The sequence below is a fragment of the Kitasatospora sp. NPDC057595 genome, assembly GCF_042800875.1.
Classification (GTDB): Bacteria; Actinomycetota; Actinomycetes; order Streptomycetales; family Streptomycetaceae; genus Kitasatospora.
This window is the reverse complement of sequence record NZ_JBHVGL010000011.1, coordinates 110,971-135,546: the sequence shown is the minus strand read 5'-3', so window position 1 is coordinate 135,546 and position 24,576 is coordinate 110,971. Positions and strand designations below refer to the sequence as shown.

16 protein-coding genes are annotated in these 24,576 nt (G+C 76.6%); 5 read left to right on the top strand and 11 right to left on the bottom strand.

Annotated features, from left to right (window positions below):
- From ACFU9E_RS18615 to eccD, 8 genes are all read right to left on the bottom strand, one after another.
- Entirely contained in the window at positions 1-315 is a 315-nt protein-coding gene (locus tag ACFU9E_RS18615) for a hypothetical protein (RefSeq protein ID WP_380681948.1), read from the bottom strand.
- On the bottom strand, positions 308-748 hold the full coding sequence (locus ACFU9E_RS18610; protein ID WP_380681947.1) for a YbaB/EbfC family nucleoid-associated protein: 441 nt from the start codon (positions 746-748) through the stop codon (positions 308-310). Before ACFU9E_RS18610 ends, ACFU9E_RS18615 begins: the two co-directional genes overlap by 8 nt.
- 82 nt (positions 749-830) lie before the next feature.
- Positions 831-3,005, bottom strand: a complete 2,175-nt coding sequence (locus ACFU9E_RS18605) for a hypothetical protein (protein ID WP_380688914.1) — start codon at positions 3,003-3,005, stop codon at positions 831-833.
- Between the two features lie 97 nt (positions 3,006-3,102).
- Positions 3,103-3,510 carry a hypothetical protein gene (locus ACFU9E_RS18600; RefSeq protein WP_380688916.1) on the bottom strand — a complete coding sequence of 136 codons (408 nt, stop codon included), beginning with the start codon at positions 3,508-3,510 and terminating at the stop codon, positions 3,103-3,105.
- A gap of 5 nt (positions 3,511-3,515) precedes the next feature.
- The gene (locus ACFU9E_RS18595; protein WP_380688918.1) at positions 3,516-3,809 is read right to left on the bottom strand and encodes a hypothetical protein; all 294 of its coding nucleotides are present in this window, start codon (positions 3,807-3,809) and stop codon (positions 3,516-3,518) included.
- A 60-nt stretch (positions 3,810-3,869) separates the two neighbouring features.
- The gene (locus tag ACFU9E_RS18590) at positions 3,870-4,229 is read right to left on the bottom strand and encodes a hypothetical protein (protein WP_380688920.1); all 360 of its coding nucleotides are present in this window, start codon (positions 4,227-4,229) and stop codon (positions 3,870-3,872) included.
- A gap of 130 nt (positions 4,230-4,359) precedes the next feature.
- A complete protein-coding gene (eccB, locus tag ACFU9E_RS18585) occupies positions 4,360-5,826 on the bottom strand; it encodes a type VII secretion protein EccB (protein ID WP_380715155.1) in 1,467 nt (488 codons plus the stop codon).
- Between the two features lie 160 nt (positions 5,827-5,986).
- Positions 5,987-7,360, bottom strand: a complete 1,374-nt coding sequence (gene eccD, locus ACFU9E_RS18580) for a type VII secretion integral membrane protein EccD (protein WP_380715153.1) — start codon at positions 7,358-7,360, stop codon at positions 5,987-5,989.
- Positions 7,361-7,605: 245 nt separating this feature from the next.
- On the opposite strand from eccD, the gene eccCa reads away from it, so the two are divergent.
- The 3 genes from eccCa (at position 7,606) to ACFU9E_RS18565 (ending at position 15,370) form a co-directional block, all read left to right on the top strand.
- The gene (eccCa, locus tag ACFU9E_RS18575) at positions 7,606-11,655 is read left to right on the top strand and encodes a type VII secretion protein EccCa (RefSeq protein WP_380688428.1); all 4,050 of its coding nucleotides are present in this window, start codon (positions 7,606-7,608) and stop codon (positions 11,653-11,655) included.
- 101 nt (positions 11,656-11,756) lie between these two features.
- Positions 11,757-14,780, top strand: coding sequence for a hypothetical protein (locus ACFU9E_RS18570; protein ID WP_380715151.1), 3,024 nt, complete (start codon positions 11,757-11,759; stop codon positions 14,778-14,780).
- A gap of 38 nt (positions 14,781-14,818) precedes the next feature.
- Complete coding sequence (locus ACFU9E_RS18565; RefSeq protein WP_380684981.1) at positions 14,819-15,370, top strand: GNAT family N-acetyltransferase; 552 nt, start codon at positions 14,819-14,821, stop codon at positions 15,368-15,370.
- 7 nt (positions 15,371-15,377) lie between these two features.
- Here ACFU9E_RS18565 and ACFU9E_RS18560 read toward each other — a convergent pair whose 3' ends face one another.
- Positions 15,378-15,965, bottom strand: coding sequence for a hypothetical protein (locus ACFU9E_RS18560; protein ID WP_380684980.1), 588 nt, complete (start codon positions 15,963-15,965; stop codon positions 15,378-15,380).
- Positions 15,966-16,683: 718 nt separating this feature from the next.
- On the opposite strand from ACFU9E_RS18560, the gene ACFU9E_RS18555 reads away from it, so the two are divergent.
- Positions 16,684-19,746, top strand: coding sequence for a BTAD domain-containing putative transcriptional regulator (locus ACFU9E_RS18555; protein WP_380684979.1), 3,063 nt, complete (start codon positions 16,684-16,686; stop codon positions 19,744-19,746).
- On the opposite strand, the gene ACFU9E_RS18550 is transcribed toward ACFU9E_RS18555, so the two are convergent.
- A complete protein-coding gene (locus tag ACFU9E_RS18550) occupies positions 19,735-20,256 on the bottom strand; it encodes a hypothetical protein (RefSeq protein WP_380684978.1) in 522 nt (173 codons plus the stop codon). The genes ACFU9E_RS18555 and ACFU9E_RS18550 overlap by 12 nt on opposite strands.
- Before the next feature lie 274 nt (positions 20,257-20,530).
- Between ACFU9E_RS18550 and ACFU9E_RS18545 the strand changes: the two genes are divergently transcribed.
- Entirely contained in the window at positions 20,531-21,472 is a 942-nt protein-coding gene (locus ACFU9E_RS18545; RefSeq protein ID WP_380715149.1) for a DMT family transporter, read from the top strand.
- Positions 21,473-21,804: 332 nt separating this feature from the next.
- On the opposite strand, the gene ACFU9E_RS18540 is transcribed toward ACFU9E_RS18545, so the two are convergent.
- Positions 21,805-24,378, bottom strand: coding sequence for a BTAD domain-containing putative transcriptional regulator (locus tag ACFU9E_RS18540; RefSeq protein WP_380715147.1), 2,574 nt, complete (start codon positions 24,376-24,378; stop codon positions 21,805-21,807).
- Positions 24,379-24,576 lie beyond the last annotated feature (198 nt).

Below are 24,576 nucleotides of genomic sequence, written 5' to 3'. Positions count from 1 at the left end.
TCAGAAGCCGTTGGCGAGGTCGTTCGCGTGGTCGCCGGCCCGGTCGAGGGTGACGGCGAGGAGCTCCCCGTTCTCGCCGACCGAACCCACGGTGGAGCCGATCTTCAGGAGCAGCTCGTAGAGGTTCTTGGTGCCGTCGTCGACCTGGGTGTGGTACTGCTTGCCGATGTCGTCGTTGCCGCCGACGCTCAGGTTGATCTCGTTGATGTGCTCGGCCTCGGTGGTGAGCTGCGCGACGAAGTCCTTGAGCTCGAAGAACTCGGCGAAGCTCTTCCTGAGCATCGCCGTCTTCGCGGTGGTGTTCGGCTCAACCACGGAACTCCTCCTGCCGGTCGGTCTTCTTCTTCCGCTCCTCGGCGTCGTGGCCCGGGCCCATCGCCCAGAGCGGTTCGAGGATCTCGTCCAGTTCGGTGCCGCCGGTCATCGAGAGCCGCAGCGTCTCGCCGATCCCGTCGAAGCGCGAGATGCGCTCGGCGACCTGCCTGCCGACGTCGGCCCGGGCCTCGTTGAGCACGTCGGTGAGGACCTTGGCGAGCTCGGCGGGGGCCATGTCGCGGTAGTCGTTGGTGTGGAAGGTCATCGAGACGACCTGGCCCTGCGAGCCGACCTTGACGGTGACCATCCGGTCCTTGGAGGTGACCGAGCCGGTGAGCTCGTTCATCTCCTGCTGCATGGCCTCCGCCCTGGCAAGCTCGGTCTGCATGTCCGCCATCGCCTGGGCGATCTGGTCCGCGAACGGGTTGCTCATGCGCTGCTCCTCATCTCTGCTCGTGGCCCGGCTGCCCTCCGGTCCGCCGGATCGGGCGGACCGGAGGGCACCCGGCCGGGGGTCAGCGTCCGATGACGCCGTGCACGGCACCGGAGTCGGTGCCCCAGACCTCTTCGTCCTCCGCCAGCCAGGTGGTGCGGCGGCGGTCCTTGTCGTTGCCGGCGCCGCCCGCGCCGGCGCCGCCCATGCCGCCGCCCGGCATCATCGGCATCCCGCCGGAGGTGGTGGTGGTCCCCCGGCCGGTCAGGGCGGCCTGCTCCTGGGCCGCGGCCCGGGCGGCACGCTCCGCGGCGACGCGCTCGGCGTTGGCCTGGTCGACCGCGGCCTTGGTCGCGGACGGGTCGCCGCCCGCGGCCAGCGCCCGGTTGCTGAGGCCGCCGCCCATCCCGGTGATCATCGGACCGCCGCCGAGGCCGAGCGATCCTCCCCCGCCCGAGCCCCCGGCCCCGAGGCCCAGGGTGTTGTAGGAGAAGCCGCCGGCACCGAACTCGTTGGGCGTCAGCAGGTTGTCACCACCGCCGCCGTCGTCGCCCGCCGCGGAGTAGCGGTCGGCGAGCAGCTGCCGGTACTGCGAGACGGTGTTGCCCCCGCCGTCGCGCAGGATGCCGTCCGGGCCGATGGTGTAACCCGGGCCGGCCACCATCGGGTTGCCGTTGGAGTCCAGGACGGGGTTGCCGTTCTCGTCGACGATCCGCCCGTCCTTGGTGATCACGGAGCTGGGGGGCACCACCACGGGCCGGTTCGAGCCGCTGCCGCCCGGGAGGAGGCTGTCGGGCAGCGGGCCGGTGTTGAGGTTCGGGAAGGGGTTGCCGATCAGGTCGGGGCCGGTGCCGGAGCTGCCGCTGCCCGGGCCGCCGGTGCCGAGGTTGGGGTTCGGCGTGTTGCCCAGGTTGAGGTTCGGTGTGTTGCCACCGCTGTTGCCGCCGATGTCACCGAGGTTGAGGTTCGGCGTATTGCCGCCGCTGTTGCCCCCGGTGCCACCCCCGCTGCCGCCACCGACGCCCTTGATGTCCTTGATGTCGGGACCGCCGGTGATGTCCTTGATGTCCGGACCACCGCCGCCCTTGGTGTCCGGGCCGCCGGTGATGTCCTTGATGTCGGGGACGTCCTTCGTCGGGTCGTCCTTGCCCGGGTCCTTGGTCGGGTCCTTGGTCGGATCGTCCTTCGTGGGGTCCTTGGGGTCGGGCATGATCAGCGGGAAGGGCTTCAGCGGCTGGGCGGCGTTCGTGGCGGCCCCGTAGGCCGTGGTGATCGCGGTCAGCGCGTCGTCGGCCGCCTTGTCGAGGATCTTCACGACATTGGCGACCCAGATCTCCCGGGCCCGCTTGTCGACCTGCTTCCAGAAGTCGACCGTCGTGGGGTCGCCGAACGGCGCTCCGGTCACGGTCACCTTCAGCGAGCTGAGCAGGTCGAGCCTGCCGTAGGCGTCGGCCGCGCCGTTGGCCGGGTCCTCCCGGCTGTGCCACGTCGGGGTCCGGTCGGACGCCTTCTCGATCTTCAGCGTCGCGCCCTTGAGCCCCTCCATCAGCGCCGCGGTCACCGTGTTCGTCGGCCAGGCCTGCGTCGATGCCCACCAGGCCTGGAAGCCCTTCCACAGCGCCGCGATCTGGTCCTCGACGAGCGCCTTGCACGGCGTCAGGTAGGAGCCGACATCGGCCATCCGGATGATCCGGTTGTCGGCGTCGATCTCGTTGCGGAACGCCAGGAGCAGGGCCCGCAGGGCGTTCGCCGCGCTGCCCTGCCAGTCGCCGTCCGCCTCCCCGATGCCCTTCACCCAGTCCGTCCCGATCTTGGCGATCCAGCCGTCGAGGAAGTAGGTGAAGTCCCGGAGGTTGTCGGCCGCCTTGGTGAAGCCGGCCGGGTCGAGCCGGTCGTTGCCCTTGATCGTGCCGTCGACGAAGCGTTCCAGCGGCGCCCTGCTGCCCGTCCACGCCGCGAACTTGGCACCCGCGCCGTCGAGGTTCGGGTAGTTCACATTGGTGCCGACGACGTAGCTGGCGTGCTTCACGTCCGTGCTGACGCCCACCGTGTAGGTGAAGTACCAGGCCACCCAGCTGTCGAGCGCCACGTCGGTGCCGTCGCCCTGGACGCCCTGCCAGCCGTAGTGCACCACCTGCTTGCGGACGTCGGTGTTGACCCACGGCTTCTCGTCGTCGCGCACCGACTCGCGGGTGGCCGGCTTCGTGTCGGCCGTCGACTGGAGGAAGGTCAGCGCGTCCTCCCAGATGTGCCCCATGGCGTCCCCTCTCGCGGCCGAGCCCGACCGGACGTGGCGCGGGGCCGGCCCGGGCCAGGGCCGGCTCCGCGGTGGTGGCGGGGGATCCCCCGCCGGATTACTTGGCGCCGGTGGTACCGGAGTTCAGCGTCCGCCCGGCCAGCTTCATGAACTGCGCGTAGTCCAGCGCGTCGTCCAGCGCGTTGTTCAGGTAGCGGTCGGCGAGCTGGAGATCGATGATCAGCGTCTCGAACTGGCCGACGACCGTTCCGAGCATCTTGGCGACCGAGTCGTCATAGGCCTTGAGCGTGGTGGCGAGCGTGCCCGGCGCGGTGAAGTTGCCGGAGTTGTTGCCCGTCAGGAACGGCGTGGTGCCGTCGGCGTAGGCCCTGAGCTCCCGCACCGGCACGGACGTCTTGACGGCGTCGAGGAACGCCTTGACGGTCGTGTTGGAGAAGGTCGCCAGGAAGCCGTCGGTGATCTTGACGGTCCCGCCGTCCTTGTCCCCGTTCTCCTCGTCCGCCACGCCGGTCAGCCCTGGACGTGGTCGAAGTGGGTGCTCGCCCGCATGTCCGCGTCCTTGATGGCGCCGCGGATCTCGGTGAGCGCGTTGTGGGCGTTGACGATCTTGCCGCCCATCGCCACGTCGGCGTCGTGGAGCGTCGTGGCGAGAGTGCCCGCGGCGACCGAGAAGTCACCCACCAGCTCGACGTTGATCTTGCTGGCGAGGTAGGACCTGAGGTCCTCCATCTGATCGTGCATGGTCTTGGCATGCGCCTCCAGATCGCTGATCGCGGTGTCGACACCGGCGTAGTGGAGTGACATGTGGCCTTCGGCCATGGTGGGTCCCCTTCTGATCGAACGGTCGGTGGGTGGGTACGGGGGTCAGCGGGCCGAGCCGGGGTTCAGGACGCCCTCGACGTAGGACGCGGGCCCGGGCTCGCCGCCGAGGCTGTTGGTCGCGACCGTCAGGGTGTGGTCGCCGGTCGCGGAGAAGATCTGGCTGGTGTCGCCGAACTTCCCGTGGAAGGCGTCGTAGTCCCGGCTGACCTTCGCGTACTGCTCCAGCCAGGCGTTGATGTTGTTCTGGAAGGCGGTGCTGGCCGCGCCCTCGAAGCTGTCCCGGATGGCGGTGTTGATGTCCTCGATGTAGGAGGCGGTCGTCCTCATCGCCGCGTACTTCTGCTCGACCTGGGTCCTGATGTCCTGCAGGACCTGCTGGCTGACCGTCGTCTGCTGCGCCACGTGCGTACCTCCTCCGCTGCCGCCGGCCGCTCCCGGCCGGCGGGATTCGCCGCGGGCCGGTCGGGCCGGCCCGCCAGGGTGAACGGGACGGCCCGGTGCGGCGGTTCACCCCGCCCGGCGCCGTCCCGGATCAGCGCGTGCAGTGGCCCTCGCCGGTCACCGCGGGCTGGACGACGCCGCCCGCCAGCGGTGCCGGGTCCAGGCTGGGGCCGGTCGGCAGCAGGGACAGCACCCGCCCGGGCACCGCCGTCGGCGCGGCCTTCGGGTAGCCGAGCCGTTCGGCCACCGCCGGCGAGGCGAGCGGGTACTTCACACCCGCGTCGGTGACCAGGTACAGCGTGCCGCCGTAGCCCGCGCCGGACAGCGCCCGGACCAGCGCGCCCCCGCCGGGGCGCACCGCGATCCGGTCGGCCGGGGTGCAGCTGGGCAGCACCCCGGGCTGGAGCACCGGCGGCAGGCCGAGCACGGGCGCGGCGTCCAGGACGGACACGTCCAGCTCGCCGCCCGCGTCGGCCGGCCGCAGCGCCGCGCACAGGGCCTGTTCGCCCCGGGGCGCCAGCGGCGCCGGGGGCCGGGCGGGCAGTCCCTCGGGGGTGAAGGCCGCCGCGGCCGAGGCCGGCGCGGTGTGCGCGGCGAGGTCGGCGGCGCCGACCTGCGCGGGCGTCGCCGGGCCGTTGCCGTAGGCCTCCTGCTGGGTGCGCGGATCGCCCAGCAGCAGGGCGAACTGGGTCGGGGTGACGGCCACCAGGCCCTGTTCGGCCAGCAGGTAGCGCTCCTCGCCGGTGCCGGTGAACAGCTGGCCGGTCCGGGTCGGCCAGCCGGAGAGCGCCGGGCCGTCCTTGCCCCGGCCCGGCACGTCGGGAGCGCGCAGCTCCGGTCCGCCGGGGAACGCCGCCAGGAAGGAGGCGGTGACCGGCACCGGGGTGACGGAGCCGTAGCCGAGCGCCCGCACCGCGCCGCCCGCCGCGTCCACCGCGAAGCGGCGGCCGTGCCAGAGCAGGTGGACGGCGCCGTCCGGCCCGGCGACCAGGACGCCCTGCTCGCCGGCCGGCCGGCCGCTCTGCCGGGTGCCGATCGCGACCGAGAGCTGCGGGGCGGGCTTGGCCGCCGGGGCCCCGGTCCCGGCGGCCACCGTCCGCATGCCGCAGAGCAGCCAGTCGGCGCCGCCCACGGCGTTCGCGGCGGGCAGGCCGTCGGGGGCGCCGACGATGCCGACCGGGGTGCCGCGCCCGGTGCCCTCCAACGAGCGGGCCGAGACCTGGTCGACCTTCAGCTGGTCGCCCGCCAGCAGCCGCGCGCTGGCCTCGTTCAGCACGGGGTGGAGCAGGCCGCCGGCGTAGACGTAGCGGGCTCCGCTCTCCTTGACCACCACCAGGGTGCCGGGCTGCTTCCAGCCGCTCGCGCCGCCGGGTTTGACCAGGCCGTAGACACCGGCGCCGGCACCGATCAGCAGGGCGACGGCGAGGCCGATCGCGGCGCCGCGGTTGGTCCGGCCGACGGGGGTGTCGGGGGCGTCCGGCTCGGCGCGCAGGACGCCGGCGGCGACCCGGCTCATCACGAACAGGTGGGCCTGCACCTGGTCGCGTCGGGACTGCATCGCGGTGGTCCTCCTCGCTGCGGGACACCTCGGGTCGGATGCCTCGGGTCGGATTCCGGGGGGGTGCCTGGGGGGTGCCTGGGGTCGGCTGCCCCGGTCGGGTGCCGGGGTCGGGTGCCGGGGTCGGGTGCCGGGGTCGGTCCGGCGCGGGCCGGGCGGGTCAGCCCGCCAGACCGCGCATCGCCCCGTAGAAGCCGAAGACCTGGAGCGCGAGCGGCAGCAGGGCGAGCGCGGCGAGCGAGTGCAGCAGGTCACCGGCCCGGCCCCAGTAGGGCAGCAGCCGCCGGCCGGGCAGCGTCCAGGCGGCGGCGCAGAGCCCGCCCGCGACGACGGCCAGCGCGGTGAACACCCCGAGCCGTCCGCCCGGCGCGGCGTCCCAGCCCATCCGCACGGCCAGCAGGCCCAGCCCCAGCGCCCCGGGCAGCAGCAGCGCGAGCCGCTGGCGCAGCCCGCCGATGTCGCGGGCGTGCAGCAGCACCAGCACCGACAGGTCGGCGGCCATCGCCGTGGTGCCCCAGCCGTCGTCGCGGGCGGGCGCCAGCACGGTGAGCGCGAGCGCGCAGGCCGAGCCGACCGCGACGAAGAACCCGACCAGGTAGCTGTCCGCGACCAGGCTGCGGGCGAGGACGTCGTCGGCCGGGAACGGCTCGATCTCCTCCTGGAGCTCGTCGGCGTTGCGGGGCAGCGCGGGCAGCCGCAGCCCGGCCAGCTTGAACGACAGCGCGGGGACGAACGCGCCGAACAGCACGGCCGCGGCGGCGACCCCCGCGGCGACATGGGTGGCCGGCAGCCCGTACGCGGCGAGCGCGCCGGCGGCGAGGGCGAAGACGGCGCTCGTCAGCAGCCCGGCGAAGAACGGCCCCGAACCGACCAGGGCCAGGGCCACCGCGGTGGCGCCGACCGCCGCCGAGCCGCCCGCGAGCAGCCGGGCCGGGCCGGTGACCCCGGGGACCAGCGCCGCCGCCGCCGCGGCGTGGCAGACCCCGGCGGCGGCCAGCGCCGTCCCGGCCGGGGAGTCGCCGAGCAGCCGGGCCGCCGCGGCCCCGCCCGCCAGCAGCAGCACCGCGACGACCGCGGCGGCGGCGCAGCGCGGGCCGTCCGGGCCGGGCCGGGCGAGCAGCAGCAGGCCGCCGGCCAGCGTGAGCACGGCGAGGACCAGTGCGAGGTGGTGGGTGATCGCGGGCCGCCAGGAGTCGCCGCGGGCGGTGGTACCGGTGCGGACGCCGTCCACCAGGTCGTCGAAGTGCACCTCGGGCAGCGTCTCCCGGACCGGGCGCAGGAACAGTTCCTCGCCGTCGGCCAGCCCGATCTCCTCCAGGGTCCGCTCCTCGTCGAGCGGCGGACCGCCGAGGCGCTGCAGGACCCAGCCCGAGTGCTCGGTACCGCTCTCCGCGACGTCGGGGCCGGCGTAGCCGAGGACGGCCGGCAGCAGGTCGGCGAGGACCACGTCGCCGGGCAGGACGAGTTCGAAGGCGGTGCCGGGGGCGCGGAACCTCAGCCGTACCAGTCCTGTCGCCGCCGTGCTGGTGCTCACCTGTCGCGTCTCCCGTCTGCCCGTGCTCCCGTCACACAGGTACGGACCGCGCCGGGCGGACGGTTCACCCGCTGCGGCGAAGGCGCTCGGTGAACCGCCGGAGCCCCGCGGGCCGTAGGCCCGAGTGCGGTGCGGCCCGGGCCGTCGGGCCCGCCGCCACCGGCGTCGGCGCCGGCGCCGTGAGAGGAGAGCCCCCGTTGAGCGTGGTCCTGGTCGATCGTCCGCCCCGGCGCCCCGGACCGGCGATGCCGGACGGCGAACTGCAGTTGCAGGAGCCGCCGGTGCTTCCGGAGGCGCAGAGCGGCATGTCCAACATGATCGCCATGGCGCCGATGGCGCTGAGCTCGCTCTCGATGGTGATGATCTTCCTCAACCCGCAGGGCGGCGGCGGGCCGCTCACCTATGTGGCGATGGGCATGATGGGCCTGTCCGCCGTCGGCATGCTGGTGACCCAGCTGTTCCGCAGCGCCAGCGACCGCAAGCGCCAGCTGCGCGGCGAGCGCCGCGACTACCTGCGCTACCTGTCCCAGGTGCGCCGCCAGGTCCGGCGCCACATCGTGGACCAGCGGCTGGCACTCGCCTGGCGCCACCCCGCGCCGGACTCGCTCGGCTCGCTGGTGCGGACCTCGCGGCTGTGGGAACGACGGGCGGCCCACCCGGACTTCGGCGACGTCCGGATCGCGACCGGCTCCCAGCGGCTGGCGGTCAAGCTGGCCCCGCTGGCCACCCAGCCGGTCGAGGACCTGGAGCCGCTCTGCGCGCACGCGCTGCGCCGCTTCATCCACGCCTACGGCTCGATCGCCGACCAGCCGATCGCCGTCCATGTGCGCGGCTACGCGCATGTGCTGCTGCGCTGCGAGCACCCCGCGCCGGACGCCGACCCAGCGGAGACCGCCCCACCCGCGGTGGAGCCCGCCGAGGCGGCCGACCCCGGACCGGCCCGCGCGCTGGCCCGGGCCATGATCGCCCAGCTCGCCTTCTTCCACGCCCCGGACGAGCTGCGCGTCGCGGCCGCCGTCTCCCCCGAACTGCGCGAGGAGTGGGCCTGGCTGAAGTGGCTGCCGCACGCCCTGCACCCCACCGAGACGGACGGCGCCGGCCCGGTGCGCCTGGTCGCCGACTCCCTGGTGGAGCTGGAACAGCTGCTGGGCCCGGAGTTCACCGACCGGCCGCCGTTCGAGCCGGAGACCCAGCCCGGCCGGGACGAGCCGTTCACCGTGATCGTCCTGGACGGGGTGAAGCTGCCCGGCGGCAGCCGCGCCCTGCTCGCCGGGTACCGCAACGCCGTGCTGCTGGACGTCTCCGGGGCGGTGGAGTGGCAGCACGCGCCGTTCCGGCTGCGGCTGCGGATCACCGGTGACCGGCTGGACCTGGTCACCGCCGACCGCAACCGGCGCGACGAGACCACCCCACTCGGCCGCCCGGACGCGCTGGGCCGGCCGGCCGCCCGCCGCTACGCCACCACGCTCGCCCCGTACCGGCTGGGCGACGCGGTGGACGTCTCCGAGCCGCTCAGCACCGACTTCGACCTCACCTCGCTGCTGGGCATCAACGACCTGCACCAGCACGACGTCGCCCGCAGCTGGGCCGAGCGCCCGCGCGGCCGGCGGCTGCGGGTGCCGATCGGTGTCGGCGCGGACGGCAAGCCGGTGGAGCTCGACCTCAAGGAGTCGGCGCAGGGCGGCATGGGCCCGCACGGCATGCTGATCGGCGCCACCGGCTCCGGCAAGTCCGAGCTGCTGCGCACCCTGGTGCTCGCGCTCGCGCTCACCCACTCCTCGGAGACGCTCAACTTCGTCCTCGTCGACTTCAAGGGCGGGGCGACCTTCCTCGGCCTGGACCAGCTCCCGCACACCTCGGCGGTGATCACCAACCTCGCCGACGAGGCCGCCCTGGTGGACCGGATGCGCGACGCCCTGCACGGCGAGCTGAACCGCCGCCAGGAGCTGCTCCGCTCGGCCGGCAACTACAGCTCGCTGCTGGACTACGAGACCGCGCGGGCCGGCGGCGTCCAGCTCGACCCGCTGCCGACGCTCTTCGTGGTGGTCGACGAGTTCAGCGAACTGCTCTCCGCGCACCGGGACTTCATGGAGCTGTTCATCATGATCGGCCGGCTCGGCCGCTCGCTGGGCGTGCACCTGCTGCTCGCCTCCCAGCGGCTGGACGAGGGCCGGATGCACGCCCTGGAGTCCCACCTGTCCTACCGGGTCGGCCTGCGCACCTTCTCCGCCATGGAGAGCCGGGGCGTGCTGGGCGTGCCCGACGCCTACCAACTGCCCTCCCAGCCCGGCAACGGCATCCTGCGCAGCGACATCGCCACCCTCACCCGGTTCAAGGCCGCCTACGTCTCCGGGCCCTACCGGCGCCGGCGCGGCGCCGTCCAGCAGGCCGCCGTGGCCGGCCAGATCGTGGCCTACGGCACCACGTACATCGCGCCGCGCGATCCCGACCCGGAGGTGCTGGCCGCCGAGGAGGCCCGGGAGGCGGCCGAGGAGAACGCCCCGAACCTGCTGGACCTGGCGGCCGCGCGGATGCTCGACGCCGGCCCGCCCGCCCACCGGGTCTGGCTGCCGCCGCTGGACGTGCCGCCCACCCTGGACGAGCTGCTGCCGCCGCTCACCCCCACCGCCCGGCACGGCCTGGCACCCGACGGGCGCCCGGCGGCCGGCACGCTGACCGTCCCGGTGGGCGTGGTGGACCGCCCGTTCCAGCAGCTGCGCGAGCTGCTGACCGCCGACCTGTCGGCCGCCGGCGGCCACGTCGCCGTCGCGGGCGGCCCGCAGAGCGGCAAGAGCACCCTGCTGCGCACCCTGATCACCGCGCTGGCGCTCACCCACACGCCGCAGGAGGTCCAGTTCTACTGCCTGGACTTCGGCGGCGGCACGCTCTCCTCGCTGCGTGGGCTGCCGCACGTCGGCGGCGTCACCGGGCGCCACGACCCGGAGCGGGTCGGCCGGACGATCGCCGAGGTCAACGGCATCATCGCGCGGCGCGAACTGCGCTTCGCCCAGCTGGGCGTGGAGTCCATGACGGCCTTCCGCCGCCGCAAGGCCACGGACGACCCGGAGCTCGCCGACGACCGGCACGGCGACGTGTTCCTGGTCATCGACGGCTGGAGCACCCTGCGCCAGGAGTTCATGGACCTGGTGGCCGCGCTGACCCCGATCGCCGCCCGCGGCCTCAACTACGGCGTGCACCTCGTCGTCGCCACGGCCCGCTGGGGCGAGCTCTCCAGCAATGTGCGCGACCAGTTCGGCACCCGCTTCGAGCTGCGGCTCGGCGACCCCATCGACTCCATGATCAACATGCGGGCCGCCGAGACCGTCCCGCACAGCCCCGGCCGCGGCCTCACCAAGGAGCGGCTGCACTTCCTCGGCGCCGTCCCCCGGATCGACGGACAGGGCGGCGCCGAGGACCTCGCCGACGGCGTCGCGGACCTCGTCGACGCCGTCAACGAGCACTGGAGCGGCCCGCGCGCGCCCGAGGTGCGGATGCTGCCGCTGCTGCTGGACTCCGCCGCCCTGCCCGCGCCCGAGGGCCGGCTGCGGGTCGCCATCGGTCTGGAGGACACCGCGATCGCGCCGCTCTGGCACGACTTCGAGGAGTCGCCGCACCTGCTGGTGGTCGGCGACAGCGAGAGCGGCAAGACCAACCTGCTGCGCCTGCTGGTCGCCGGGATCACCTCCGCCTACACCCCCGCGGAGGCCCGGATCATGCTCGTGGACTTCCGGCGCGGCCTCTACGAGAGCGTCCCGGAGGAGTACCGGCTCGGCTACGCCGTCTCGGTGGACGTGCTCCGGCAGGTCGTCACGGGCGCGGCCCGCGCCATGGAGGCCAGGCTGCCCGGCGAGGAGATCAGCCCGGCCCGGATGCGGCTGCGCGACTGGTGGACGGGGCCGGAGCTGTTCGTCGTCGTCGACGACTACGACCTCGTCCCCGGCCAGTCGAGCGGCAGTCCGTTCGGCCCGCTGCTCGAACACCTGGCGCAGGGCACCGAGCTCGGACTGCACCTGATCGTCGCCCGCTCGGCCAACGGGATCGGCCGGGCGTACAGCGACCAGCTGCTGCGCCGGCTCCAGGACGTCAACACGCCGGTCACGCTGCTGTCCTGCCCGCCGAGCGAGGGCACGCTGTTCGGCAGCGTCAAGCCGCGGGTGCTGCCGCCCGGCCGCGCGCTGCACATCACCCGGCGCCGGACGGTGCAGGTGCAGACGGGGCTGATGCCGGAGCCCGAGCCGGAGGCCGGGCCGGGATCCGGGCCGGGATCCGGGTCCGAGCGGGCGGCACGGGCGTAGGCGGGTGTCCGCGGCGGGCGGAGGCGACGGGCGCCGTCGGCGGGCGCTTCCGGCCGGGCGCCGGTGAACCGGGGACACGGCGGGGGCCGTAGTCCAGGACGATGAGCCTCTCCCGCACCGGTGCGCGCTCCGACGAGCCCGCACCCCCGGCCGAGCCCCGCCGCCGCTTCGGCTTCCGGCGCGGGCCGCAGCGCGCCCTGCCCGCCGCGACCGCGCCCACGGCGGTGCCCGCGCCCGTCGCCGAGCCGGTCCGCGCCGAGCCGGTCCGCGCCGCGCTGCCGGCCACCGGGCCGTCCCCGGCCCCGCCGCCCGCACCGGCGGCGGGCGCGGCGGCGGCACCGGGCTCGTCGGTGCTCCGCGCGGTCGGCCCGCACTTCGTGATCGCCCCGTCCACCGCCCGCGAGGGCGATCTGACGGCGGCGATCGGCGCCCTGCGGCCCGTGCCGGACGCCGTGGTGGTGGTCGCCGCCGCGCCCGACTCGGCCAAGGTCCTGCGCGACCGGATGGCCGACCTCGGTGTGATCGCCCGCGCCCGGGGCGCCGCCCACCTGGTGCTGGCCGCCTCCGGGCTGGCCGCGCTCGCACCCAACGGACGGCGGCCGGCCGAGGTCGTCGCCGAGCGCGCCGGAGTGCCCGTGGTCGCGCCGGACGGCCTGGTGGAGATCACCCCGGGCGGCAACCTCAAGGTCACCGACCCGGCGGGCGCGGTCGAGGCGTCCTCCTGGTGGCGCTGCGAACCGGGCCAGGCGCCCCGCCGGCTCAACGACACGATCGGCGCCGCCGCGTCCGTCACCGCACCCGTCACCACACCCGTCACCGCGCCCGTGCCCGGACCCGGCCCCGGATCGCCCTCCGCCGGCGCACCGGTCGTCGGCGGCCGGGCCGACGCCGTACGCGTCCTGCGGCTGCCCGCCGGCTTCTGGCTCACCGACCCGGCAGACCCGTCCACCGCCCCGCTGCCCGACCTCCGGCTGGCCGCCGCCCCGCCCGGCAACGCGGTGGTGATCATCGGCACCCCGGCCCAACCGGTCCTGCTGCCCGAGGACTTCGCCGAGGCCGTGCTCGCCCTGCCGCTCGGCACCGACCGCCCGCTGGTCAGCGCCCCGTGGGCGGCCCCCGACCAACTCGCCGCGCTCACCGGCGCACTGGCCGCCCGCACGGCCCGGCCGGTGCAGGCCGCGATCGGGCTGCCCGTCCTCGGCCCCGGCGGCCCCACCTCGCGGGTCCTGGACCGCGACGGCCGGGCCGGCTGGGAGCCGTTCCTGCTGCGCCTGGCCACCTCGCCCGGCGCCCCCGCCACCCCCGCCGCCTGGCGCAACGGCGGCGCCGACTGGCGCACCGACGGGCCCGCGGTGTTCCGGGCCTTCCCGTACTGGGCCCTGGAGGCCGTCCCCGCCGGGCTCTGGCTGCGCCCCGAACCCCCGCACGTGCTCACCCCGCGCTTCCGGCGCCCCGAGGCGGCCCGCCCGCTGCTGATCGTCGGGGAGCGCGACCGCCCGGTGCCGGCCGACGCCTTCGAGGAGCTCGGCACCCTCCTGGACCGGCTCCCGGCCGCCGGCGCCGAGGGGTTCGGCCTGCTGGTCCACGGGCTGCTGGAACCCACCGCCGAACGCGTCGGCCGGTTCGTCGCCCGGATGCACGAGCTGGAGTGGCTCGGCGCCGAACAGCCGTTGAACGGCCCGCCCGCCGTGGCACCGGTGTCGTACGGCATCGGGCGCCCGACGGCCGCACCGCGCCCGGCGACGGCGGCTCGCGCCGAGGTGCGCGCCGAGGCGCAGGCCGAGGTGAGGGCACCGGTGCGGCCCGGGGTACAGGCCCCGGTGCGAGCCGAACTCCCCGCCCCGCACCGGGTGCCGACGGTCCCGCAGGCCGTCACGGAGGCCGAACCGACGGCGCGCCACCAGGTGCCCGCGGTGCCGGAGCCGCTGCCCGTCCCGCCACCCACACCCGTGCGGGCCACCGCCGCCCCCGCCACCGGCAGCTCCGCCGGGGCCACCGCGCCGTCCCGCCGGGCAGTGGTCACCGCCGGCGAGTCGAGCACCCCCTCGCCCGCCCCCGGCAGCACCGCCGTTGCCGGCGCCGCTCCCGGCGGCGGCCGCGCGGCCGTTCCGTTCCGCACCCCCGAGGTCCCCCCGGTCGAGCCGCCCGCCGAACCCGACCGGGAAGCGCCCTCCCCGCCCGCGTCACCGTCCCCGCCGCCCCCGCCTTCCCGGCCCTCCGCGGCGGAGGACCCGGCACCCGCACCCGAGTCGGCGGTCGGCCCGGCCGAGGAGTCACCGGACGCCGGGAGGCCCGCACCCTCCCCCGGCCCGACGGCGGCCCGCCACTTCGGCCTCGACGACTGCCCGGCACCGGTGACCGCGACCAGCGCCGCCGAGCGCGACGCCGTCCGCACACTGCTCGGCGACCACTACCACCGCTGCACCGGCCGCCTCGAACAGCTCGCCACCCGGCTCCCCGGCCTTCGGTCCACCTCCCAGGACGACTTCAAGCCCGACCTGGCCGCCGTCCTGCTCCACCACACCGACAGCGGCGTGCCGACGACCCGCGCCGCCCTGGTGGCCGCCGCGCGTTCCGGCGACCCGGCGCTGCGGCCGTTCCTGCGCTGCCTCGGCGCCGGTCTGCGCCGCCTGCCGAGCCACCACGGTGCCGTGCTGCTCGGTGCCGCCGCCGGTCCCGATCCGGACTCCGTCCTCGCCCACTACCCGACCGGCCGGCAGTTCCGCGAGCCCGCCCCGCTCTCCGGCCTGACCGCACCGGGCTCCGAACTCCCCGGCTCCTGCGTGGAGTTCCTCGTCTGGTCGGCCACCGGCCGGCGCACCTCCGTGTTCGACTCCGCCGACGGCCCGGCACAGGCGGTCTTCCCGCCGGGCACGGCGTTCACCGTCGTCGGCGTGGTCCCGTCCGACGGCGACCGCCCGGCCTGCGTCCTGCTGCGCGAATCGGGCGGCGACCCCTCCGAGCGCAACCGCAACGCCCTCACCCGGCTGCGCGCCTGGCTGGAGCGCCGCGCCGCCATGCCCCCGGCCGAACGCCCCCGGGCCGACTCCCCCGACCGCTTCCACCTCACCCCGGGCGTCGCCCTCGGCGCGCCCGAACCCGGGGAGACCCCCGATCACCCCTGAGGCCCCGCCTCGGGCCGGAGATGATCTACCATCCGCCCATGACCGGCAAGAACGCCACCCCGACCGTCACCCTCGCCCCGCTCGACGTGGACGACGCCGAACTGCTGCACGCCTGGCGGTCCGAACCGGTGGCCGCGCACGAGCTGGGCCACTGGCCGCGACCGCTCTCGGCGGTGCGCGAGCAGATCGAACGCGACATCGACGACGCCGACCACGACGGCTTCCTCGTCCTGCTCCCGGACGGCACTCCGGTCGGCGCGGCAGCCCTGGCCGAGCAGAACATGTCCGACGGCACCGCCACCGTCCGCCTGCTCGTCGACCCGGACCACCGCGGTCGCGGCCACGGTCGCGCCGCCCTGGACGCCCTGACCGACCTCGCGTTCGGCGAACTCCCGCTGCACCGCCTCGAAGCGCTCCCCCACACCGGCAACGCCCCGGCGCTCACCGTCCTCGCCCGCGCCGGCTTCACCCATGAAGGCGTCCGCCGCGCCGCCTGCCTCCACCGGGGGCGACGGCACGACATCGCGATGCTCTCCCTGCTCCGCCCGGAGTGGGAGGCGCTGGAGCGCCCCCGGTCCTGGGAACTCTGATCGCTGCCTAACGGTGCCACGCCTCGGCGACCGCCGTCGCGGGCGGGGCCACCGGGGCGACGGGCACCGCCGGCACCGCCGACTCCGCCGGCAGCACCCGGCCCATCGGCAGGCGGGCCACCCGGGGCTGGGCGTCCAGCCCCGGCACGGTCCCCTGCACGGCGGGGACCAGGCCGCCCACCGCCCCCGAACTGGTCCGCGTCCCTCCGCGCGTGGCCGGGCCCACGCCCTCCACCGGGGACGGCGCCGGGACCGGGCGCTCGGCCACCGTCGCGGACAGCCGCAGGATGAAGTTGCGTTCGGTGGGGTCGCCGTTCGGCCAGTCGCAGTCCTTGCTGCGCACGATCCGGCTGCGCAGGCCGCCCGACGAGGTCTGCCACGGGAACGGCAGCACCCGGACGTTGGGCCGCCAGCCGACGCCGGGAACGCAGTGCTGCAACTCCAGCTCCCACTCGTCCGCCCGCACGTCCAGCGAGGCTCCGATCCGCCCCTCCAGCACGTAGGTGCCGTACGGGGTCCGAACCACCGCGCGCTGCTCGTAGTAGGCGTCCTTGTCGAGGACCGTGATCCGCAGCGGCCCGTTCATTCGCAGCATGATCGCCCTTCCCGGCGGTCGAAGCACGCGGAACCGACACGGCCCCGCATCCTGGTCGACGGGGCGTCCGGACGGCCGGGTTCACGGGTTCCCGCCCCGGTGCCCGCCGTGTCCGCCGGAACCCGACGGCCGGTGAACCGGCACCGGCGGCGGAGCCGTTGACCATTGGTGGCGGGCGGTTCCCGCCGGGGGGCGCACGCGGCCTCCGCGCACGGCGCCCGCGCCCCGCCGGTTCCGCGCCCATGTCTGTTCGGGCAGCGCAGCGCTCCCGATCGCGCACACCTCCCGCACCACCGGGCGCACCCGCCGCCCCGTCGCGCGGCGGCCCGCCCGTCCCCGCGACCGCCCCGGCGCACCACGGGCCATGGCCGGACCCGGCGCACCACAGGTCCCGGGCACCGCGCCCGGCGGCGCGGCCGGTCGGCACCCGGCCCGGCAACCGTTCTGGTTTGCACCCGGAACACGCCTGCCCGACCGTGCCGCCGCCGCCCGCACCGCAACCGGACGGCACCCCTGCTCTGTCCATGGCAGACGACGGGGCCGCGCCCGCCCACCACCGCCGTGGCGGCGGACCGGGCCCGTCGCCCGCGCGGACCGGCGGTTCCCCGCCTTCCCCGCGCCGCACACCAACCGTCACAAACCGTACGACCGGCGTGGTTAGACTGCGCCCCGCATCGGGTGGGGGCCCACATCCACCCACGCTCACCAGGGAGAATCCGTGTTCGTCCGACTGCTGGGCCCGGTGGAACTCCGGACCGCCGACGGCCGGTCCGTCGAGCCCGCCGCCGCCAAGCGGCGCGCCGCGCTGGCCCTGCTGGCGCTCGAACTCGGCCGCACCGTTCCGGTCGGGCGGTTCTTCGAACTGCTCTGGGGGGACGAGCCCCCGGCCCGGGCCCGCGCGGCGCTGCAGGGCCACATCGCGGCCCTGCGGAAGCTGATCGCCGGCTCCGAACTCGTCCTGTCGACCCGCCCCCCGGGATACCGGCTGGACGGCCCGGCGGACGCGGTCGACACGTCGCTGTTCGAGCGGCTGACGGCCCGTGCCGCGGCGGAGAGCGCCCCGGACGGCGACCGGGCGGCGGCCGGCCTGCTGCGCCGGGCGCTCGACCTGTGGCACGGTCCCGACGCCCTGGCCGACCTGCCCGAGACCGACCTGCGGGACGCGCTCGCCGACCGTCTCCGCAAGGACCGGGCGCTCGCGCAGCAGGCCTGGGCCGACCGGCTGCTGCGGCTCGGCCTCGGCGCGGACGCGGTGTCCGACCTCGACCGGGCACTGGAGTCCGACCCCTGGAACGAGGCGCTCGCCGCCCTGCTGGTGCTCTGTCTGAACCAGGCCGGGCGCCCCTGGGACGCGCTGAACGCCTACCACCGGACCCGCCGCCGGCTCGCCGCCGACCTGGGCGTCGGCCCGGGCGTCGCCCTGCGGTCGGCGGTGTCCGGGCTCCTCGCCGACGAGCCGGCGCGACGCCCGACCGGCGCGACCGGCGCGACCGGCGCGGCCCCCAGCCGCATCATCGGGCTCCCCCGGCCCGGCGGGAGCGCCGGAGACGGGGCAGCCGGCACCGCGTCCGCAGCACCCGCAGCACCCGCCGCCGTTCGCCCGCGGCGCGCCGCGCCGACGCCGTTCCCGAGCTGCAAGCCCGCCCCGCAGCCGGCCACCGCGCGGGGCGCCGCCGCCGAATCCCGGCAACTCACGCGACCCGACGCCGTGTTCGCGGTCCGGCCGGGGCACACGCGGTCGACGGCTCCGACCCCGGGCCCCGACCAACTCCCGCGCCCGACCGCCGGATTCGTCGGCCGATCCGGCGAACTCCAGTGGCTGGGCGAGCGGTTGCGCGCTGGTAGCAGCGACGGAGGCCCCGGAGGCCTCGCCGTCCTGGTCGGCCCGCCCGGCACCGGGAAGACCGCCACCGCCGTCCGGTGGGCGCACGACGCGTCCGCCGCCTTCCCGGACGGACGGCTCTTCGCCGACCTCAATGGCTTCGGCCCCGGCCGGCCGGCCGAACCGGTCGCCGTGCTCGGCCGGTTCCTCCGCGCCCTCGGGGTACTGGAGGCCGAGCTGCCCGCCGAGCGGGCGGCCCGCGCCGCGCTCTACCGGTCGCTCACCCGCGAGCGCCGCCTGCTGGTGGTGCTGGACAACGTCCGCGACGCCCGGAACCTCACCGAGCTGCTGCCCTCCGGCCCGCACGGCGCCGCCGTGATCACCAGCCGCAGCAGCCTGGAGGACCTGGTGGCCACCGAGGGCGCCGCCCCGCTGCGCCTCGGCCCGCTGCCCGCCGAGGACGCCCGCCGTCTGCTGGAGCACCTGCTCGGCCGCCCCCGGGTGGCCGCCGAACCCAGGGCCGCCGACCGGCTGGCGGAGCTCTGCGGGCGGCTGCCGCTCACCCTGCGGATCGCCGCCGCCCGGCTGGCGACCCGTCCCGGCTGGGCGATCGCCGACCTGGTCCCCGAACTCGCCGACGAGCGGACCAGGCTGGACGCCCTGGACACCCGGGGAAGCACCAGCCTGCGGGCCGCCCTCGATCTGACGGTCCGCCACATGCCGCACACGGCCGCCCAGCTGCTCGCCCTGCTCGCCGTCCACCCGGGCACCGAGACGGACGTCCCGGCGGCCGCCGCGCTGCTCGGCGCCGGCCCCGCCGAGGCGGGCGGCGCGCTCGCCACCCTCGCCGCGCACCACCTGCTCACCGAGATCTCCCCCGGCCGCTACCGCCGTTGCGACCTGATCCGGCTGTACGGCTCCGAACTCCTCGACGCACGGCCCGCGACGGAGCGCACCGCCGCCACCGCGGCCCTGGCCGACCACTACCTCACGACGGTGGTCCACGGCGCCGCCCTGCTCCAGCCCGCCCCTGGCGCCGGGGCCGTCCCCGGCACCGGGTCCGTCCCCGCGCCCCGGACCGGGCGCGCCGGGCGGCCGCGGTTCCCCTCCGTGCGCTCGACCCTGGACTGGTTCCAGGCCGAGGAGCCCGCCGTCCGCGGCCTGGTCGCCGCCGCCGCCGAGGACGGCGACGCCGAGCGCGCCTGGCAGCTCGCCTACCGCGCCGACGGCCTCTACTACAGCGTCGGCCGCCCCGCCGACCGGCTGGCCTGCCTGCGGACCGGGCTCGACGCGGCCGGCCGCACCGGCGACCCGGCGGCCGTCGCCGCGATGGAGGCCGTGACGGCCCGCGCGCTGAGCGGCCGGGGCCGGACGGCGGAGGCCCACCGGCTGGCCCGCCGCGCCGTCGACCGCACCTCCGGGAGCGAGGACACCGTCCGGGTGCAGGCCCTCACCGTGCTCGCCGTGACCACGGCGGCCGGCGGGCGGCCGGCCGAGGCGGTCCGGCTGGGCGAGCAGGCCATCGCCCTCGCGGAGGCGCACGGCCATGCCGAGCACGCCCCCTACGCGCTCAGCAACACCGCCGGTCTCTACGGCCTCGCGGGCGAGCCGGAGCGTGCGCTGCGGCGCGCCCAGGAGGCCCGCGCGCTGCTCGCCGAGCACCCGATGGCCGTCTTCCACCTCTCCGCGATGATCAACGAGGCGCACGCCCTCCAACTGCTCGGCCGGCCCGCGGAGGCGGAGACGGCCTGGCGGCAGACGCTGGAACGCTGCCGGCTCGCCGGCGCCGTCCATCTGCACGCGGTGGCCGAACGCCACTTCGCCGACTTCCTGCTGGCGGCCGGCCGCGCCCCGGAGGCCGTCGGCACCCTGCGCTCGGCGCGCGGCCTGTACGGGCGGCTCGGCGACACCACCGTCGTCCGCGAGCTGGACGAACGCCTGGCGACGTTAGCGGGCTGAGGACCGCCCGGGTTCGGGTTCCGGGTCCCCCACCCCGGAGTCCCCCACCCCGGAGTCGCCCGATCCGCAGTCCCCCGATCCGGAGTCCCCCGGCCCGGTTTCCCGCAGCAGCTCGGCCGTCAACGCCGTCACGCCGTCCTCCCCGACGCGGTGCAGCAGCAGCGCCACCCACTCCACCGCCTGCGCCCGCTCCAGCGGCGTCCACCGCGCCGCCGAGGGATGCTCGTCGACCACCAGCGCCTCGGCGATGGCCCGCAGCCCGTCCGGCACCGGCGTCCGAGGCCCGCGCCGCCCCAGGCCGTCCACGGCCAGCCGGCGGGCCGCCGCGACGACCACCGCGCCGTCGGCCGGGGGCACCGCCCACCCGCCGCCGGCCCGGTCACCGCCGGCCCGCCCGTCCTCGCCGGGCCGCTCGGCCGCGAGCCACCCCGCGACCAGCTCCCGGACCCCCGCCTCGCCCACCGCTTCCGCCATGGCGGCCAGCCTGCCAGCACCACGTCCCGTGGTCATCACCGTCACGCTGACGAGTACGGCTGCCGCCCCGCCCGGCGTTCACCACCCGCCGCGGGCCCGGCCCCGGGCCGGGCCGACGGAGGCGGGCGCTAGCATCAGCGCATGACCTCGTACTGGCACGTCGTGCTGCCACCGCTGTCCGCCTGACCGGGCGCACACACCGGCAAGACCGATCCCACGGCCCCGGCCGGCCCACCAGGGCGCCGGGGGTCCGTGCCGTGCGCCCGTTCCGAACCCGCGTCCAGGAATTCGACAACGGAAGTCCACGACTGTGCCGACCCGCACCCCCACACCCGTCTCCGCGCCCATGCCCCCGACGGCCCGGCGCCCCGGCGCCCTCGCCGGTCCGCTGCCCGTCCTCGCCGCCGCCGTGCTCTGGGGCACCACCGGCACGGCCGGCTCGCTCGCCCCCGCCGCCGCCCCGGCGGCCGCCATCGGCTGCGCCGGACTGGCCCTCGGCGGGCTGCTGCTCCTCCTCTCCGACCGCACCGCCCGTTCCCTGCCCAGGACGTGCACGCCCCGCGAACGGCGGCTGCTGCTCCTGGGCGCGCTCGCGGTGGCCGGGTACCCGGTCACCTTCTACCCCGCCGTGGCCCGCACGGGGGTGGCGGTGGCCACGGTCATCGCCCTCGGCAGCGCACCGGTCTTCACCGGCCTGCTGGCCTGGCTCACCGGCGGCCCCCGGCCCACCGCCCGCTGGGCCTGCGCCACGTCGACCGCCGTCCTCGGCTGCACCCTGCTGGTGCTCGGCCCGCAACTCGGCGGCGCCGGCACCGCGATGGACCTCCCCGGCGTCCTGCTGGCCGCCCTCGCCGGGCTCTCCTACGCGGTCTACTCCCTGGTCGGCGGCCGGCTCATCGCCCACGGCCACCCGTCCGCCGGGGTGATGGGGTCGATGTTCGGCGCGGCGGCCGTGCTGGTCCTGCCGGTGCCGCTGATCGGCGACGCCGCCGGCTGGCTGACCACACCGCGCGGCGCCCTCGTGGTGCTGCACCTGGGCGTGGTCACCACCTTCCTCGCCTACCGCCTCTTCGGCCGCGGCCTGCGCCACACCTCCGCCCAGACCGCCACCGCCCTCACCCTGGCCGAACCCGCGGTCGCCGCCGTCCTGGGCGTCGCCGCCCTCAACGAACGCCTCCCCACCGCCTCCTGGTCCGGCCTCGCCATCCTCACCCTCGCCCTCACCCTCCTCACCACCCCCCGCCGCCGCTGACACCCCGCACCGAACCGGCCCCGGTCCGCCCCCGGACCGGGGCCACCGTACGGACCCCACTCCCCGGCCCGCGTGGGACAGCCCCGGTCGCCGACCCGGACGCGACCCGCCGCCCACCGCCACGCACCGCGCACCGCGCACCGCCCATCCGCACCGCTCCCGGCCAAGGCAGGGTGGCCCTCACCGGCCACACGCCGTTCCCCCGGCCTCGCCACGCCCCGCCCGTCGGCCCCCCGCTCCCTCGACCCGCGCGGCGCCGCCCGAGCCGGAGGGCGACGCGCCGCCGACCACAGCCCGCTCCACCCCCGACTCGTCAACCGCCCACGCTCCCCTCAGTCCTCCAGGGCGGCGAGGCGGCGTTCCAGGACCGGGTCGGGGCGGCCCTCGGCGGTGTGCAGGGCGAGGGCGCGGCGCCAGCAGTGGGCGGCTTCCTCGGGGCGGCCGAGTTCGGCCAGGAGGGCGCCGTTGAAGTCGAGGGTGAGCAGGGTGAGCCGGGTGTCGCCGTGCCGGCCGGCGGCGGCGAGTGCCGCGCGGGACGCCGTGAGCGCCTCCTCCGTGCGGCCGAGGACGCGCAGGGCCTCGGCCCGGCTGAAGCGGAGGGTGCCCTGCAGCGGGTCGTCGGGGTGGTCGCGGACGAGGGCGAGGGCGCGGTCGGTGTGGGCGAGGCCGCGCTCGGCCTCGCCCACCCGGTGCAGGCAGTGGGCGAGACGGTCCAGGGCGCGGGCGGTCGACGGGGCGTCGTCGCCGCGGGCCTCGCAGGAGGCGACGACGCGTTCCAGCACGGCGATGGCCTCGTAGCCCCGGCCGGACGCGGCGAGGGTGCCGGCGAGCGCGGTGAGGCACTGGTCGCGGACGGCGGTCTCGTGGACGCCCTCCGCCTCCGCGACGGCCCGGGCGGCGACGGTGGCGGCCTCGGTGAAGCGCTTCCGGGAGACCAGGGCGAGGCCCAGGTCGGTCCGCAGCCGGAGCCGGGCGGCCCGGTCCCCGAGGCGTTCGGCCGCGGCCAGGCCGTCCCGGGCCAGTTGCTCCCACTCGTCCAGGTGGGCGCCGTCGAGGTAGTGCAGGGGCCCGCAGGCGTGGGCGAGCCGCCACACCTCCGCGTCGAGGGCGTGCGCGGCACCGGCGTCGGCCAGGGCCGCCAGGGCGGGCCGCGCACGGCGGAACCAGGCCGTCGCGTCGGCGGCGGCCTCGGCGGTCTCCGCCCATCGGCCGAGCAACCGGCCCAACGCGGCGGCCCGTTCGCCGGCCGGGAGGGCGGCGGCGAGTTCGGCCGCGTACCGGCGCACCGGGCCCGGCCGGTCGAACCGTCCGGGCCCGCTCCGCTCGACGAGCCGCGCGGAGACGAGGGCCGCGAGCAGCTCGCGCGCCCGGGGCACCGGGACCCCGCCGAGCGCGGCGACATCGTGGGCGTCGAGGACCGCCCCCGGACACAGCCCGGTCAGCGTGAGGACCCGACCGGCCTCCGCCGGAAGGGCCCGCCACCCGACCTCCACGGCCGCCGCCACCCCGTCGCAGCCCGCCGCGCGGACCCGGGCCAGCTCCTCCGCCAGCGCGGCGACGCTCCCACCGGCGGTCGCGAGCCGCGCGCCCATCAGCCCCACCGCGAGAGGCAGTTGATCGCAGAGCGCGACCAGTCGCGCGGTGGCCTCCGGTTCCCGGTCGACGACCCGGCCCGCGACGCCCCGGCCGGCGCCGGCCACCGCCGCGAGCAGGCGGACCGCCTCGGTGGGGGCCGGCGCGCCGAGCGGCAGCGGGACGGCGCCCTGCCGGGCGACCAGGTCGGCGGTGAGCCGGTCGGCGCGGCCGGTGACCAGGACCAGCACCTCGGGGTGGCCGGGCAGCAGCGGTTCGACCTGCTCGGCGGAGCCGGCGTCGTCGAGCAGGAGCAGCAGACGGCGACCGGAGGTCAACCTGCCGAGCAGGGCGGCGCGTTCGGCGGTGCCGTCCGGGAGTTCGCCCTCGTCCGCGCCGAGGTCGCGCAGCAGCACCGCCAGGGCCGCGGCGGGGGTGACGGCGGCGGCCCCGTCCTCGCCGCGGAGGTCGACGGTGTGGCGGCCGTCGGGGAAGCGGTCGGCGCGGCGCTCCGCCCAGGCGCGGGCGAGGCCGGTCTTGCCGACGCCGGCGGGGCCGGTGAGCAGCAGCGGGCGACCGTCGGCGGTGGCGGCGGCCGCGTCCAGGCGGGCGAGTTCACCGGAGCACCCGGCGAACTCGAAGGTACTGGACGGAAGTTCGCCGCTCGCTCGCGCCCGTTCGAGGCAGCGGGCGAGGAGGGCGGCGGCGCTCCCGCGCCACGGCTCGGCGGCGACCAGCGCCTTCAACTCGTCCACCGCGTCCGGCATCAGCCCGCCCTCCTCCCCCCGCCTCGCGAGCGCTTCGACCGCGAGCCGTTCGACGGCCCGCCACCGGGCGGCGGTCAGCCGCGGCCCGGCCTCGGCGGCGAGCCGGGCGGAGCCGCACCCGTCGAGGGCGGGTCCGCGCCAGAGCGCGAGGGCGGTGCGCAGCAGACCCCCGGCGTCGACGGCCGGTTCACCCTGGGCGGCGGCGCACAGCCGCTCGAAGCGGTGGACGTCGACGGTGTCGGGGTGGCCGAGCAGCGCGTAGCCGGCGCCACGGGTGACGAGGTGGAGCCCGTCCGGGTCCTCGGCTATGGAGCCGGCCGGGGGTGCGCCGTCGGCTGCGGCCATGAGCAGTCGGCGCACGCCGGTGACGTGGCCCTGGAGCGCGGAGCGGGCGTTGGCCGGCGGGGCGCCGTCCCAGAGCAGGCCGGTCAGCCGCTCGGCGGGGACGGTCCGGCCGAGGTCCAGGGCGAGTGCGGCGAGCAGTGCGCGCCGCTTGGGGCCGGGCTTCGGCAGGGCCCTGCCGTGGTCGTCCTGGAGCTCGAACCGTCCGAGCAGATTGATGCGCACTGCCGCTCCCCACCGCGTTCCGATCAGTCGATCAGGGTGAGAGCATAGGGAATGTCTGGATTGGTCCACACCTTTCCTGGCGAGCACCGGTTGTCCCGAACTAAGCTTCTCCTCACGCACCATGACGGACCGTCGACACAACCGTCACTCGGGCCGGTGGCGCCTCCGCCGGGGTCGACCGTTCAGGAGGCCTCCGGG

Bases quoted from the DNA above. Each gene is read 5' to 3' on its own strand.
- ACFU9E_RS18605 (WP_380688914.1), bottom strand. From the start codon at position 3,005: ATGGGGCACATCTGGGAGGACGCGCTGACCTTCCTCCAGTCGACGGCC.
- ACFU9E_RS18595 (WP_380688918.1), bottom strand. From the start codon at position 3,809: ATGTCACTCCACTACGCCGGTGTCGACACCGCGATCAGCGATCTGGAG.
- ACFU9E_RS18550 (WP_380684978.1), bottom strand. From the start codon at position 20,256: ATGACCACGGGACGTGGTGCTGGCAGGCTGGCCGCCATGGCGGAAGCG.
- ACFU9E_RS18560 (WP_380684980.1), bottom strand. From the start codon at position 15,965: ATGCTGCGAATGAACGGGCCGCTGCGGATCACGGTCCTCGACAAGGAC.
- ACFU9E_RS18570 (WP_380715151.1), top strand. From the start codon at position 11,757: ATGAGCCTCTCCCGCACCGGTGCGCGCTCCGACGAGCCCGCACCCCCG.
- eccCa (WP_380688428.1), top strand. From the start codon at position 7,606: ATGCCGGACGGCGAACTGCAGTTGCAGGAGCCGCCGGTGCTTCCGGAG.
- eccB (WP_380715155.1), bottom strand. From the start codon at position 5,826: ATGCAGTCCCGACGCGACCAGGTGCAGGCCCACCTGTTCGTGATGAGC.
- ACFU9E_RS18565 (WP_380684981.1), top strand. From the start codon at position 14,819: ATGACCGGCAAGAACGCCACCCCGACCGTCACCCTCGCCCCGCTCGAC.
- ACFU9E_RS18610 (WP_380681947.1), bottom strand. From the start codon at position 748: ATGAGCAACCCGTTCGCGGACCAGATCGCCCAGGCGATGGCGGACATG.